The 12,280-nt window shown below is 66.1% G+C and carries 11 protein-coding genes and 1 pseudogene; 3 read left to right on the top strand and 9 right to left on the bottom strand.

All coding sequences use genetic code 11. The features are described from left to right. Positions 1-156: 156 nt before the first annotated feature. The 7 genes from ACMV5O_RS18710 to ACMV5O_RS18680 are packed head-to-tail and all read right to left on the bottom strand — an operon-like array spanning position 157 to position 7,463. Positions 157-1,311, bottom strand: coding sequence for an acyl-CoA dehydrogenase family protein (locus ACMV5O_RS18710; protein WP_416164871.1), 1,155 nt, complete (start codon positions 1,309-1,311; stop codon positions 157-159). 13 nt (positions 1,312-1,324) lie between these two features. Continuing rightward, on the bottom strand, positions 1,325-2,548 hold the full coding sequence (locus ACMV5O_RS18705; RefSeq protein ID WP_416164870.1) for an acyl-CoA dehydrogenase family protein: 1,224 nt from the start codon (positions 2,546-2,548) through the stop codon (positions 1,325-1,327). A gap of 20 nt (positions 2,549-2,568) precedes the next feature. Further along, complete coding sequence (locus ACMV5O_RS18700) at positions 2,569-3,735, bottom strand: acyl-CoA dehydrogenase family protein (protein WP_416164869.1); 1,167 nt, start codon at positions 3,733-3,735, stop codon at positions 2,569-2,571. Between the two features lie 17 nt (positions 3,736-3,752). Beyond that, complete coding sequence (locus ACMV5O_RS18695) at positions 3,753-4,931, bottom strand: lipid-transfer protein (RefSeq protein ID WP_416164868.1); 1,179 nt, start codon at positions 4,929-4,931, stop codon at positions 3,753-3,755. Between the two features lie 19 nt (positions 4,932-4,950). Beyond that, positions 4,951-5,370: a MaoC family dehydratase gene (locus tag ACMV5O_RS18690; protein WP_416164867.1), complete on the bottom strand. Its 420-nt coding sequence runs from the start codon at positions 5,368-5,370 to the stop codon at positions 4,951-4,953. Continuing rightward, positions 5,342-6,475 (bottom strand): acyl-CoA dehydrogenase family protein, encoded by a 1,134-nt coding sequence (locus ACMV5O_RS18685; RefSeq protein ID WP_416164866.1) that lies wholly within the window; start codon positions 6,473-6,475, stop codon positions 5,342-5,344. The genes ACMV5O_RS18690 and ACMV5O_RS18685 overlap by 29 nt, the downstream gene beginning before the upstream one ends. 10 nt (positions 6,476-6,485) lie before the next feature. After that, positions 6,486-7,463: an OB-fold domain-containing protein gene (locus ACMV5O_RS18680; RefSeq protein ID WP_416164865.1), complete on the bottom strand. Its 978-nt coding sequence runs from the start codon at positions 7,461-7,463 to the stop codon at positions 6,486-6,488. A 338-nt stretch (positions 7,464-7,801) separates the two neighbouring features. Here ACMV5O_RS18680 and ACMV5O_RS18675 point away from each other — a divergent pair, with 338 nt between their 5' ends. Beyond that, positions 7,802-9,382, top strand: a complete 1,581-nt coding sequence (locus ACMV5O_RS18675; RefSeq protein WP_416164864.1) for an MFS transporter — start codon at positions 7,802-7,804, stop codon at positions 9,380-9,382. Positions 9,383-9,532: 150 nt separating this feature from the next. Here ACMV5O_RS18675 and ACMV5O_RS18670 read toward each other — a convergent pair whose 3' ends face one another. Continuing rightward, positions 9,533-10,009, bottom strand: coding sequence for a cytochrome P460 family protein (locus ACMV5O_RS18670; RefSeq protein WP_416164863.1), 477 nt, complete (start codon positions 10,007-10,009; stop codon positions 9,533-9,535). A gap of 247 nt (positions 10,010-10,256) precedes the next feature. Here ACMV5O_RS18670 and ACMV5O_RS18665 point away from each other — a divergent pair, with 247 nt between their 5' ends. Continuing rightward, positions 10,257-10,820: a MarR family winged helix-turn-helix transcriptional regulator gene (locus ACMV5O_RS18665; RefSeq protein WP_416164862.1), complete on the top strand. Its 564-nt coding sequence runs from the start codon at positions 10,257-10,259 to the stop codon at positions 10,818-10,820. A 277-nt stretch (positions 10,821-11,097) separates the two neighbouring features. Here ACMV5O_RS18665 and ACMV5O_RS18660 read toward each other — a convergent pair whose 3' ends face one another. Then, positions 11,098-11,880, bottom strand: coding sequence for a uracil-DNA glycosylase (locus ACMV5O_RS18660; RefSeq protein WP_416164861.1), 783 nt, complete (start codon positions 11,878-11,880; stop codon positions 11,098-11,100). 197 nt (positions 11,881-12,077) lie between these two features. Between ACMV5O_RS18660 and ACMV5O_RS18655 the strand changes: the two are divergent. Next, positions 12,078-12,224, top strand: a pseudogene (locus tag ACMV5O_RS18655) (transposase family protein); the annotation flags it as partial. Between the last annotated feature and the right edge of the window lie 56 nt (positions 12,225-12,280).

Below are 12,280 nucleotides of genomic sequence, written 5' to 3'. Positions count from 1 at the left end.
AGCGGCAGAACGTCATCGGCATCGCGGGTGGGCGGCGTGCCATGCAGCTTAACGCGCCAACGGCTGCCAGCGCGCGCCGCGGCCGATGCCCTGGCCTGCGCCGGAGACGATGGCACGTCTTCCCCCAAGCACACCCGCGCCGCTGACCGCCATCGTTCAGGCCTCCTCCAGGCTCAGGTCGCCGTAGCGCTGCACGTGGAAGTCGCCATCGCCGAGGCTGGCCTGGGCGACGCGGACGCGCTTGAGGTAGAGCCCGACGTCGAGCTCGTCGGTGACGCCCATGCCGCCGTGCAACTGCACCGCCTCGCGGCTGATGCGGTGGGCGGCGTCGCCGGCCTTCCACTTGGCGAGGCTGGCCATGCGCGCGCGCGCCGCGGCGTCGAGCGCCGGGTCGTCCATCGCCGCCAGCCCGGCCATCACCGCGCTGCGTGCGAGCTGCAGGTGCGCATAGCACCACGCGGCGCGGTGCTGCAGGGCCTGGAAGGAACCGATCGGCACGTCGAACTGCACGCGCGTCTTCAGGTACTCGACGGTGGTGTCGAACAGGCTCTGCGTCGCGCCGAGCAGCTCGGCCGCCAGGCACACCCGGCCACGATCGAGCGCCGCGTCGAGCGCGGCGAAGCCCTCGCCTTCCGCGCCGAGCAGCGCCGCGGCGCCGACGCGCACGTCGCTGAGCACCAGCGTGGCGTGGTTGCGCGAATCCAGCGTCTTCATCGGCGACACCTGCACGCCCGGCGCATCCGCGGCGACGACGAACAGGCTGATGCCGCCCTGCTCGCCCGCCTGAGCGCCGGTGCGCGCGGCAACGATGAAGGCGTCCGCCCCCACGCCGTCGGCGACGAAGGCCTTGGTCCCGGTCAGCACATAACCATCACCGTCACGCGCGGCGCGCAGCGCGACCGCGCTCGGGTCGTGGCGCGGCGTCTCATCCACCGCCAGCGCAATGCGCTTGTCGCCGCCGATCAGCGCCGCCATCCACTCCGCCTGCTGCGCTGCGGAGCCGGCGAGCTCGATCACCGAGCCGCCGAGCACGATGCTCGACAGCAGCGGCGAGGCCGACAGGTTGCGGCCGATCTGCTCGAACACCGCACCCAGGCCCTTGCAGCCGAATTCAAGGCCACCGAGCGCTTCGGGAAAGGGAATCGCGCTCCAGCCCATGTCGACCATCTCGCGCCACAGCGCGGCGTCGAAGCCGGCGGCGGAGCCCTCATCGCGCAGCTTGCGCTGGGCGGTGACCGGGCTCTTCGCCATCAGGAACTCGGCGGCGGTGTCGGCCAGCAGTTGCTGTTCTTCGGAATAAACCAGACTCATGACACCCTGCTCCTCACTTGCCCTGCTTGCCGGCGCCGCCGCTGTTGCCCTCGGGCAACTCCAGCACGCGCTTGGCGATCACGTTCAACTGCACCTCGGACGAGCCGCCCGCGATGGTCTGCGCGAAGCTGCCCAGCCAGGCCTTGGTGATCGCCAGCTCCTGCGGCTCGAAGCCCTCGCCTTCCCAGCCCAGCGCGCGGTGGCCGAGCACGTCCACCAGCACCTCGAACTTGTCCTTCTCCTGCTCGGAGTGCACCAGCTTCATGATCGACATCAGCCCGGACACGTTCTTGCGCGCGCGCGCCTCCTCGCCCATGCGCTGGGCGGTGAGGCTGTAGGCCATCTCGTCCATCGCCATCGCGTAGGCGCGCTGGCGCAGCGCGACGTCGGCCGGCGAGGCCGCGTCCTGTGCCGGCAGGTACTTGCCGGCGATCGACAGCAGATCGAAGTGGGTCGGCAGGCTGAACTCGCCGAACTTCGACATCGCCCGCCGCTCGTGCTGCAGCAGCGCCTTGGCCAGGGTCCAGCCGCCGTTGAGCGGGCCGATCAGCTGGCGCTTGGGCACCTTGACGTTGTCGAAGAAGACCTGGCAGAAGGACGACTTGCCGCTGATGAGGTCGATCGGCCGTGCCTCGATGCCCGGCGAGGCCATGTCGACCACCAGCAGGCTGATGCCCTGCTGCTTGGGCACGTCGGGGTTGGTGCGCACCAGCATGTACATCCAGTCCGACTTGTCGCCGTAGGAGGTCCAGATCTTGGTGCCATTGACCACGAAGTGATCCCCGGCATCGACCGCGCTGGTCTTGAGGCTGGCGAGGTCGGAGCCGGCGTTGGGCTCGGAGAAGCCCTGGCACCAGCGGATCTCGCCGCGCGCCATCGGCGGCAGCAGTTCGCGCTTCTGCTCTTCGGTGCCGAACTCCAGCACCACCGGGCCCAGCATCCAGATGCCGAGGTTGATCTGCGGCGGACGGCAGCGCAGGCGGCGCATCTCGGACTCGAGCACCGCGTTCTGCTCCGGGCTCAGCCCGCCGCCGCCATACGCGGCCGGCCAGTCGGGGCAGAACCAGCCCTTGTCGCGCATGCGCTCGAACCACAGGCGCTGGTCCGCGTTCTTGAACTCGACCGTGCGCCCGCCCCACACCAGCTCGCCGTCGGGCATCGCGGTGCGCATCGATTGCGGGCAGTTGGCTTCGAGCCAGGCCCGGGTCTCGCGGCGGAAATCTTCGAGGGTGCTCATGTCTTCTTCCTGTGCGGGGTTCAGCGCGAACGCGGCATGCCGAGGCCGAACTGTGCCACCAGTTCGCGCTGGATCTCGTTGGTGCCGCCGCCGAAGGTCAGCGTGACCGAGGCGCGCACCTCGTACTCCAGCTCGCCGAGCAGGGCCGCGGCGGCCGAGCCCTCATGCACCAGGCCGCTGGCACCGACGATCTCGGAGAGCTTGCGCAGGATGTCGACCACCGACTCCGAGCCGTACACCTTGGTCGCTGACGCCAGCGCCACGTCCATCTGGCCGCGCTCGAGGTCGGCGGCGATGCGGAAGTTGATCAGCCGCATGGCCTCGATCTTTGCGTAGCACTCGGCGAGCAGGCTGCGCACCCAGGCCGCATCGACCGCGCGGCGGCCGTTCTCGTCCTGGGCCTTGGCCCACAGCAGCACGCGGCGGAACAGGGCGACGACCTTGTCCGACCACGAGCCCAGTCCCAGACGTTCGTGGTTGAGCTGGGCGGTGATCAGCTTCCAGCCGCCGTTGAGCTCGCCGACCAGCATCTCCTTCGGCACCTTGACGTTGTCGTAGTAGGTGGCGGCGGTCGGGTTGCTGCAGGTCGGGATGACGGTGTGCGAGAAGCCTTCGGCCGTGGTGTCCAGGATCAGGATGGACACGCCCTTGTGACGCGGCAGGTTGGGGTCGGTGCGCGCGGCGAGCCAGACGTAGTCGGCGGCCTCGGCGCCCGAGGTCCACAGCTTGTTGCCGTTGACCACGAAGTGGTCGCCTTCCAGCCGCGCACTGGTCTTGAGCGTGGCGAGGTCGGAGCCGGCTTCCGGCTCGGAATAGCCGATGGCGAACATGATCTCGCCGGCGGCGATGCCGGGCAGGAACTTCTTCTTCTGCAGCTCGGTGCCCGCCTCCATCAGCGCCGGACCGACCGTGCTGATGGTGACGAAGGGCAGCGGCGCGCCAGCGATGTTGGCTTCCTCGAAGAAGATCAGCTGCTCGGTGGCGGCATAGCCCTGGCCGCCGTGTTCCTTGGGCCAGCCCACCGCCAGCCAGCCGTCCGCACCCATCTTGCGGATGGTGTTGCGGTACAGCTCGCCGCCTTCCTTGCCGCGCAGCTCGCTGCGCAGCTCGGGGGTCATCAGGGTCTGGAAGTAGTCGCGCACCTTCAGGCGCAGCGCGTGTTGTTCCGGGGTCAGATCGACGAACATCGTTCGTTCTCCTTCGCTCAGGCGACGCCGAGGATGAGGCCGCTGGTGGGCACGCCGGTACCGGCGGTGACCAGCACGTTCTCGACATCGGCCACCTGGTTGGCCGCGGTGCCGCGCACCTGGCGCACCGCCTCGGCCACGCCGTTCATGCCGTGGATGTAGGCTTCGCCCAGTTGGCCGCCGTGGGTGTTGATCGGCAGCTTGCCGCCGCGGGCGTGCTCGCCGGCGCGGATGAAGTCCTTCGCCTCGCCGCGCTTGCAGAAGCCGAACTCTTCCAGCTGCGGCAGCACGAAGGGGGTGAAGTGGTCGTAGATCACCGCGGTCTGGAAGGCATCGGGACCGAGGCCGGACTGGGCGTAGAGCTCCTTGGCCACCACGCCCATCTCCGGCAGGCCGGTGATGTCGTCACGGTAGTACGAGGTCATGCTCTGCTGGCCCTCGGTGATGCCCTGCGAGCCGGCCTTGATGATCACCGGCTTCTGCTTGAGGTCGCGGGCGCGCTCGGCCGAGGTGATGACCATCGCCACCGCCCCGTCGGACTCCTGGCAGCAGTCGAGCAGGCGCAGCGGTTCGGCGATCCACTTCGAGGCCTGGTGCTCCTCGAGCGTGATCGGCTTGCCGTAGAAGAAGGCGGCCGGGTTGGTGGCAGCGAAGTCACGCACGGCCACCGACACGCGACCGAAGTCCTCGCTGGTCGCGCCGTATTCGTGCATGTAACGCTGGGCGAACATGCCCACCCAGGCGGCCGGGGTGTGGAAGCCGTAGGGCATGTACCAGCCGTAGTTCACGTTCTCGAAGATCGGCGTCGAGCCGAAGCCGTAGGTGCCGGTGCCGAAGCGGTACCAGGAGCGCTCGTTCATCGCGCGGAACACCACCACCACCTTGGCCAGGCCGGTCGCCACCGCCATCGCGGCATGCACCACCGGCGCGCAGGCGGCGCCGCCGCCGTGCGGGATCTGGGAGAAGAACTTGACGTTCTTGCAGCCGAGCAGGCGCGCGATCTCGTAGTCGGGCACCTTGTCCATGGTGTAGGACGAGAAGCCCTCGACCTCGGAAGGGTCGATGCCGGCGTCGGCGAGCGCAGCCAGCGTGGATTCCATCGCCAGGCGCAGCTCGGTGCGGCCGGAGTTCTTGGAGAATTCGGTCGCGCCCAGGCCAACGATGGCGGCGCGGCCGGAAAGGGACAGTTCCGTCATGAGTTCGGTTCTCCGCGTGTCAGGGCAGCACCAGCGTGGCCGAACCGGTCACGTGGCTGCCCATCGAGTTCTTGCCCTTGAGCGCGACGTCCACCTCGCGGCGGGCCGCGTCGGTGCGGACGACCTCGCCGCTGAAGGTCATGGTGTCGCCCGGGTAGTTGGGCGCGCCGAGCTTGATCTTGAGATCCTTGAAGCGCGCCGCCGGACCGGCCCAGCTCTCGATGAAGCGCTGGGTGAGGCCACTGGTGGTGAGGATGTTCATGAACACGTGCGGCGAGCCGAGCTGCTGCGCGGCTTCCATGTCGTGGTGGCCGGGGAAGTAGTCGCGGGTCGCGATCGCGGTCGAGGCGATCAGCGTCGTGGTGATCGGGATCGCCAGCTCCGGCAGCGCCTCGCCGGGGCGCACGTCGTCAAAGCGCTTGCTGTTCTTCGAGGTCATATTTCCATCCCAGCTTGTCGTTGTTGGCGAGCCAGTCGCCGAGTCGTTCGAGCGTGGCGGCGCTGCCGCCCAGGGTGATGCCGAGCGCGCGGCTCCAGTACAGGTAGCGGTGGATCGGGTAGGTCAGATCGACACCGATGCCGCCATGCACGTGCTGCGCCTTGTGGCCGACGAGATGGCCGCACTCGGCCGCGAGGTACTTGACCGCCAGCGCCTCGGACGGCGACGGCAGGCCGGCGTCCAGGCGATACACCAGCTGCCACAGCGCGGAGCGCAGCGCCTCGATCGCGATGTGGGCGTCGGCCATGCTCATCTGTACCGCCTGGAAGGTGGCGATCGCGCGGTCGAACTGGCGGCGCTCGTTGATGTACTCGACCGTGCGGCGCACCTGCTCGACGCTGACGCCCAGCTGCAATGCCGCGATCGCGGCGATCGCGCGCTGCTCCAGCCAGGGCAGCGCAGCCTCGGGCAGCACCGCGTCGGCGGCCAGGCGATGAGCGCGGAAGCCGAGGTCGGCGACCGCCTCGCGGTGTGTGAACACGCCGGGCACTTTCTCGATGCCCGCGTCGCGCAGATTCACCGACACCAGCCGGGGGCCGTCGTCGGTATCGGCCAGCAGCAGCGCGCGGCACACTTCCGCACCCAGCGCCACGGCGGCGACCTTGCCGTCCAGCACCCAGCCGTCACCCTCGCGGCGCGCCTTGAGCGCGACGCCGTGGGCACGCGCCGCCGCACCGAGCGCCAGCGTGATCATCAGCTTGCTCTCGGCAGCGGCCGCAGCGATCTCGGCACCGCTGGCACCACCGAAGCGCGCCAGCGTGGCCGCGGCGAGCTGGTGGCGCCACAGCGGCACATGGCCGAGGCCGCGGCCCTGGGCCTCGAGCACCAGCATGAGCTCGTTCATGCCGAGCCCGGTGCCGCCCGCTTCCTCGGGAATCGCCAGCGCATGCAGGCCGGTTTCCACGCACTGCTTCCACAGGTCGGCCATGAAGGGCTCGCCCGCGGTGTCGAAGGCGCGCAGGCGGTCGTCGGTGCACAGGTCGCCGAACAGGCTGCCCGCCATGTCGGCGATGGCGCGCTGATCGTCAGTCAGTTGAAAATCCATGCTCTTCTCCTCAGGCCGCAACCGGGCGGAACATCGGCAGGGTCAGTTCGCCGTCGTCGAAGGACTGGAACTCGACCTGCACGCGCTGGCCGATCTGGATCTCGTCGCGCTTGACGCCGACCAGGCCGGCGATCAGGCGCACGCCCTCGTCGAGCTCGATGAGGCCGATCGGGTTGGGGTGCTCGAAGGGCGGCACCTCGGGGTAGTGCATCACCACGAACGAATACAGGCTGCCCTTGCCGGACGCCTCGACCGTGTCCCAGTCGAAGGAATGGCACTTGATGCACACCGGCGCCGGCGGATGGCGCAGCGTGCTGCAGCAGGTGCAGCGCTGGATCAGCAGCTTGCCGGCGTCGACGCCTTCCCAGAAGAAGCGGGTGTCGTCGCTGACGCCCGGCTTGGGACGCTTGAACTTGGGTACCGCAGGCGCCGCGCCCTTCTCCACCGGCTTGGGCACGTTGGCGGGGCGGAACTTGAAGACGCGGAACAGCAGCTGGCCGACCCGCTCGTCGCCACCGGGCTTCTGCGAGAAGAAGCTCATGATGAGGGTGACGAAGTAGCCGGTGCCGAGCGCGGTGGTCTTCTCCTCGCCGACCGCATCCAGGCGGGTCGTGTAGTAGAGCTTTTCACCCAGCGTCACGTAGCGCTCGAAGCTGAGGTCGGAATTCACCGCCACCACCGAGGGGTAGCCGTGCGCCTCGAGGGTCTTCAGCACCTCGTAGGGGTTCTCGTCGGTCGAGCCCGGCGCATAGTTGTTCATGTGCAGGCCTTCGAGACACCAGGCCTGCAGCATCGCCGGCGGCGCCACGATGCCGCCGAATTCGGTGGTCGCGGCATAGTCCGCGTCGAGGTAGAGCGGATTGTCCACGCCCATCACCTCGCACCACTGCCGGATCATCGGCGCGTTCACCTCGTCCCAGGCGTAGACGCGACCGTACTCGCGACCCACCTTGGCACGCACTTTGGACATCCATTCCTGTTCAGCCAAGTTCGTCTCCTGCGGTTGTGTGAGGCGCCGAGTCGATGTCGCCGCGCCTTCTGGACCCTGCTGCGAGCGGCGCCCTCATCGCGGATGAGGCCGATCCTTTACGCAGCGCTTGCAGCGAGTCTAAGAGCAGGGCCCTCCGCGGCACTTCGTCTGAACGGACGATGGACAAAGCAAGCGAAACCCGACATTCGGCAGCGAACCGGGTGCCAATCGCCGGCGTTCGTTTCCGAGCTCGCTTTAGTCCCATCGGACGATGTGCCCCCACCCCCCGGGAACGACCATCCGCCCGACAGAACAAGGCGGCGCGCATCCGCATGCGCTGCATACGGAGACAGCCAATGGATTCACGTACCGACACGCGCTCAGCCTGGGCGGTGTATGCCGCGCTGCTGTTCGGCACCTTCATCACCATCGAGGCCGCCGCCTTCCAGGCCCCTGCGCTGCCGAGCGTGACACGGCACTTCGGCATCCCGGTCAACATGGCGGCGCTGGTGCTGATCCTCTACTCGCTGGCGCTGACGGTGTTCGCCCCCATCATGGGCCGGCTGGGCGACCAGCACGGGCGCAAGAAGGTGATCACCATCGGCATGCTGGTGTTCGCCGTCTCCGAGTTCGCCGCCGCCTGGGCGCCCAACTTCGCCTTCTTCCTCGGTGCGCGCTTCGTCCAGGGGCTGGGCGCGGCCTGCATCCTGCCCGGCGTGTTCGCCTACGCGGCCCACCTGTTCCCGGACAACAGGCGCGGCATGGCGCTGGGCATCCTCGCCTTCACGATGACCTTCGGCGCGGCCTCGGGCGGGCTGCTCGGCGGCCTGCTCATCGACCGCCTGGGCTGGCCCAGCGTGTACTGGATCAGCGGCGCGCTGACCCTGATCGGGCTCATTCCCGTGCGCCTGCTGGTGCCCGAGATCGCCCCGGCCAGGCAGCAGGGCGCCTTCGACTACACCGGCGCGATGCTGCTGTTCGCGGTGATCGCCGCCCTGCTCTCGCTGCCCACCTGGGCGACCAACTTCGGCAAGGAATCGCCGATCACCTGGGCGATCGTGATCGTCGGCATCAGCGCGCTGGCGATGCTGTGGCGGCACAGCAAGCGCACCCCGAATCCGGTGATCGACCTCGGCATCCTGGCGCGCGGCGCCTTCGCCACGCCTTCGGCGATCTACTGGCTGCACATGATCTTCTCCAGCGGCATCGTCTATTCGCTGGCCTTCTTCATCAACAACCGGCCAGGTGGCACCGCGGCGCAGTTCGGCTTCGTCACCCTCTTCCTCTATGGCAGCGGGCTCGTCAGCTCGCCGATCGCCGGCAAGCTGGTCGACCGCATCGAACCGCGCGTGCTGGTCATCGTCGCCATGCTCGCCAGCCTCGGCGGCACCCTGCTCTTCCTCAACATCGACGTCGCCACGCCGCTGTGGATGGTGATCGTGGTGGCCTGCATCATGGGCCTGTCGATCGGTTGCAACACGCCGGCGATCATGAAGCTGGCGCTGGGTGCGGTGCCGGCCAAGAACATGGGCGCGGGCAGCGGCCTGTTCAGCATGTTCCGCGACCTCGGCAGCCCCACCGGCTCGTCGCTGTCGCTGGCGGTGTTCGGCGCCAGCCTGGCGTATGCCACCCAGGCCGCGATCAGCCGCCAGACCGAAGCGCTCGGTCTCGATGCCGCGAGCCTGGATGCGCTCGCGCGCGCCGCCGGCAGCCGCGCACGCGAAGTCCCGGCCGAACTCGCCAGCCGCCTCGACGCGGCCGGACTCTCGGCCGAAACGGTGATGCAGCAGGCAAGCAGCGAAGCGCTCAACGCCGCCCTGAGCAATGTGGGCTACATGCTGCTGGGGCTGATCGCGCTGGCGCTGCTGCTGAGCCTGCGGCTCAAGCGCACGCGGGCGCTGGCGGTCGCGGGCGAAGCGCAGGCGCCTGCGGGCTGAGGGCCGAGGGCTGAAGGCTGACCATCAACACGCCCGAATTCGTGTGGCCTTGACCGCCCGACGCTGTGGCAGCGCCAATGGCGCCCGAGTGTCCAACCAGACCTCTGCCAGGCACTCGGATGCCATCGGCGCGCTCATCCACACCGCAGCTCAATCTCGCAGGCGACTGAACACGTAGTCGTGGTCCTTCTGCGGCTCGTGGCAAGCAAAGCAGGCGCTGGCCGCGTTGCCCCCCACGACCCGATTTGCTCTGTCGCCACCGCCAAAACCCTCGAACCCCCAACCGCCGGTCGCCGCGTATGCCCTCGCGTCCTTGTGCATCACACCGACGATCTTTCGCGTCCCCTCAGTGACGGCATTGTCGGCTGATCTCGCTTCCAGAAGATCGAACACGATGATTGCGCCATCCGGGAACTTCCCGGACTGGTAGCCCGCCACTGCTTTCGGGTTGGCGTAGAGGTGATGGATCCCGCCGAAGGCCTCGTACAGCGGATGACCTTCGCCGATGACCATGCTCTTGACGTGATGCCAGCCGCGATACTCGTCCGGGTATGGCACCCGCGGCTCGGCCGCGACGGCCGGCAAGACGAGCGCCATCGAGGACAGGAGAGTCAGGATGCGTTTCATCTTCGACTCCTCCTATTTCAGATCGGCCAGATGGACACTTTCTACCGCGTACCGCGTCGGATCGAGTGCCTGGATGAAGTGCTGCTCGGCGGATACACACACTGGGCAACCAGCATGGAAAAACAAGGCTTCGCTCATGATCGACCCCTCAGGATTAACAAGTAGTTGCATCGACTCGATGCATACAAAGCTTAGATTCGCCACATCCTACTTGTCAATAAATGCATCGAGGCGATACATTTCAAGCATGAACCAAACCGCTCTCCTACTCGAGCGCCTGGGGGCGCTCGTTCAGCAGTCCGTCCGCGACGACGCGGCGCGGCACGGGCTGCTGCCCATCCACATTCAGGTCTTGCACTACCTCAAACTGGCCAATCGGTATAGCGACCTGCCCATCGCCATTGCGGAGTATTTCGGCATCACCCGCGGGACGGTGTCGCAGACGCTCGCGGTGCTTGAACGCAAGGGATTGCTGACCAAGGAACCGGACGCCCGTCACGGCAAGCGCGTGCACCTCAAGCTGACCGCCGCAGGCGAGTCTGTCTTGAGCGAGAGTTGGGTCGAGCGTGTGGAGCAGTTGCTCTGCGAACGAACGAGTGAGGCTGCTGCACTCGAAAGCACGCTGCGCAAACTGCTTTCAGCCATGCAGCGCGTGAATGGACAGCGTGCCTTCGGCCTCTGTCACCAGTGCGCTCACTTCCTGACCGAGGAAAGTGGCGCACGCTGCGGACTGACTCGCGAGCCGCTCGCCACCGAGCAAACCATTCGCATCTGTCGTGAGTGGACAGCAGCCACGGCGGACTGCGTTTGATTACATGCCTGGCCGGGACTGTCAGCCACGCCAGATCTTGAACGGCAGGTTTCCAACTACTCAGCCGCCAATGGCGATGAATACCTCATCTATCCTTTTTGGGTCGGGGTGCGCTGACGTCTCTTCGAGTTCATCGGCGGAAAGCGGTCGTCGAAGTTTCACTTCCCGGAAGCAGCCGTTCGTCGCCGAGTGCTGACGACCCTGACCTGCCAGTCGCTGATAGGAAAAGCAGACCTTCAACAACGTACTTAACGAGACCAACACCTCGTCATAAGCATTACATCGCAGAACTGTTTAAGCGAAGAACCTTTGCGGCGTTCTCAAATGCTTTCTTCACATTCCTCTTTCGCTCATCTAGAGCCATCGCGCGATTGCTCGTGTGGTACGTTTCAATCACCTCGAATCTAAATTTTCGCGTAAGCGACGTATCCTTACGCTCAAACATCCGCCACGAACTCCGAGCTACTAGCCCGTTCAGCATGACCACCTTCAGGCGCGGAAGAAGCTTGACTAGCTCCATTAATGGATCAATACCGTCTTTTAGATCACTCGTTGAGGGTTTCTTGTTGATGTACCACGGATAGGCATTCCAAAGCATTGATTGCGATGGAGAAATGTCAGCCTCCTTCATAAACTTGCAGAGCCGCTCCGCCGTAGGATCATCATTCTCGTGAGAGATGAAGCCACTCCCCGTCCCAGGCAGCGTCATAGGCCCAGGATCTTGGAGGATGCAGAGCAGCTCTGCATCGACCCCGCCATAGATGGGATCAACATATGGAACCCAGCGGTTCGAGCCCGCGTCGATCAGAGAGTCCACAAGATCATTAATAGGTTTAATGTGTGAGGCGTACCGATTTTCCCATTGCGCTGCTCGATATGTCCTATCTGCCATTCGTCTGCACATACTCATCTCCTGAAGCCTTCCTCCACCCAGTGGGGCTGGTGTTCGCTGGCGCTCCACTGCAACTGACTTCCGAGGATACTCGGTGAGGCGCACCAGCAACCGATATTTGCTGCTGATAGCGCAGCGGTCAATGAGGAATGAGGCAGGTGTCGACATTCCCTAGTGGCCTTTGCGTCGTAGTTTTTCTAAACACCCTTATATTCATTGAGAAGCATCTTGGTACGGGTAGCAGGGCTGCCGCAGCTACGCATTTGTCGTTGACCACCTGAAAATCTTGTTCACAATCAGTCACTTGACATACCCCTGTTCACAATCGGTGTTTTTGTGTAGCTTCCTGTCTTTTTGGGCGACCGATGGACATAGGGAAGCTGGCCGACATGGTGGAGGTTTTCGAGGGGCTCGATGACTGGCGCAACGCGCAACAGACGCGGCACCGCCTGAGCGAACTGCTCACGGTGGCGGTGTGTGCGGTGCTCAGCCCCGACTTTGACACCAGCGAGTAACACGCCCCGTCGCAAGGCGCACGGCGCATGGCCTCCGGCCGAGCGCCGGAAAC

It is taken from the genome of Thauera sp. WH-1, assembly GCF_047806685.1.
GTDB lineage: Bacteria > Pseudomonadota > Gammaproteobacteria > Burkholderiales > Rhodocyclaceae > Thauera.
This window is presented reverse-complemented; position numbering and strand designations above follow the sequence as displayed.

Excerpts from the sequence above, each read along its gene's own strand:
- ACMV5O_RS18695 (WP_416164868.1), bottom strand. The coding sequence starts at position 4,931 with ATGACGGAACTGTCCCTTTCCGGCCGCGCCGCCATCGTTGGCCTGGGC.
- ACMV5O_RS18705 (WP_416164870.1), bottom strand. The coding sequence starts at position 2,548 with ATGAGCACCCTCGAAGATTTCCGCCGCGAGACCCGGGCCTGGCTCGAA.
- ACMV5O_RS18700 (WP_416164869.1), bottom strand. The coding sequence starts at position 3,735 with ATGTTCGTCGATCTGACCCCGGAACAACACGCGCTGCGCCTGAAGGTG.
- ACMV5O_RS18660 (WP_416164861.1), bottom strand. The coding sequence starts at position 11,880 with ATGTCGACACCTGCCTCATTCCTCATTGACCGCTGCGCTATCAGCAGC.
- ACMV5O_RS18690 (WP_416164867.1), bottom strand. The coding sequence starts at position 5,370 with ATGACCTCGAAGAACAGCAAGCGCTTTGACGACGTGCGCCCCGGCGAG.
- ACMV5O_RS18675 (WP_416164864.1), top strand. The coding sequence starts at position 7,802 with ATGGATTCACGTACCGACACGCGCTCAGCCTGGGCGGTGTATGCCGCG.
- ACMV5O_RS18665 (WP_416164862.1), top strand. The coding sequence starts at position 10,257 with ATGAACCAAACCGCTCTCCTACTCGAGCGCCTGGGGGCGCTCGTTCAG.
- ACMV5O_RS18685 (WP_416164866.1), bottom strand. The coding sequence starts at position 6,475 with ATGGATTTTCAACTGACTGACGATCAGCGCGCCATCGCCGACATGGCG.
- ACMV5O_RS18670 (WP_416164863.1), bottom strand. The coding sequence starts at position 10,009 with ATGAAACGCATCCTGACTCTCCTGTCCTCGATGGCGCTCGTCTTGCCG.
- ACMV5O_RS18710 (WP_416164871.1), bottom strand. The coding sequence starts at position 1,311 with ATGAGTCTGGTTTATTCCGAAGAACAGCAACTGCTGGCCGACACCGCC.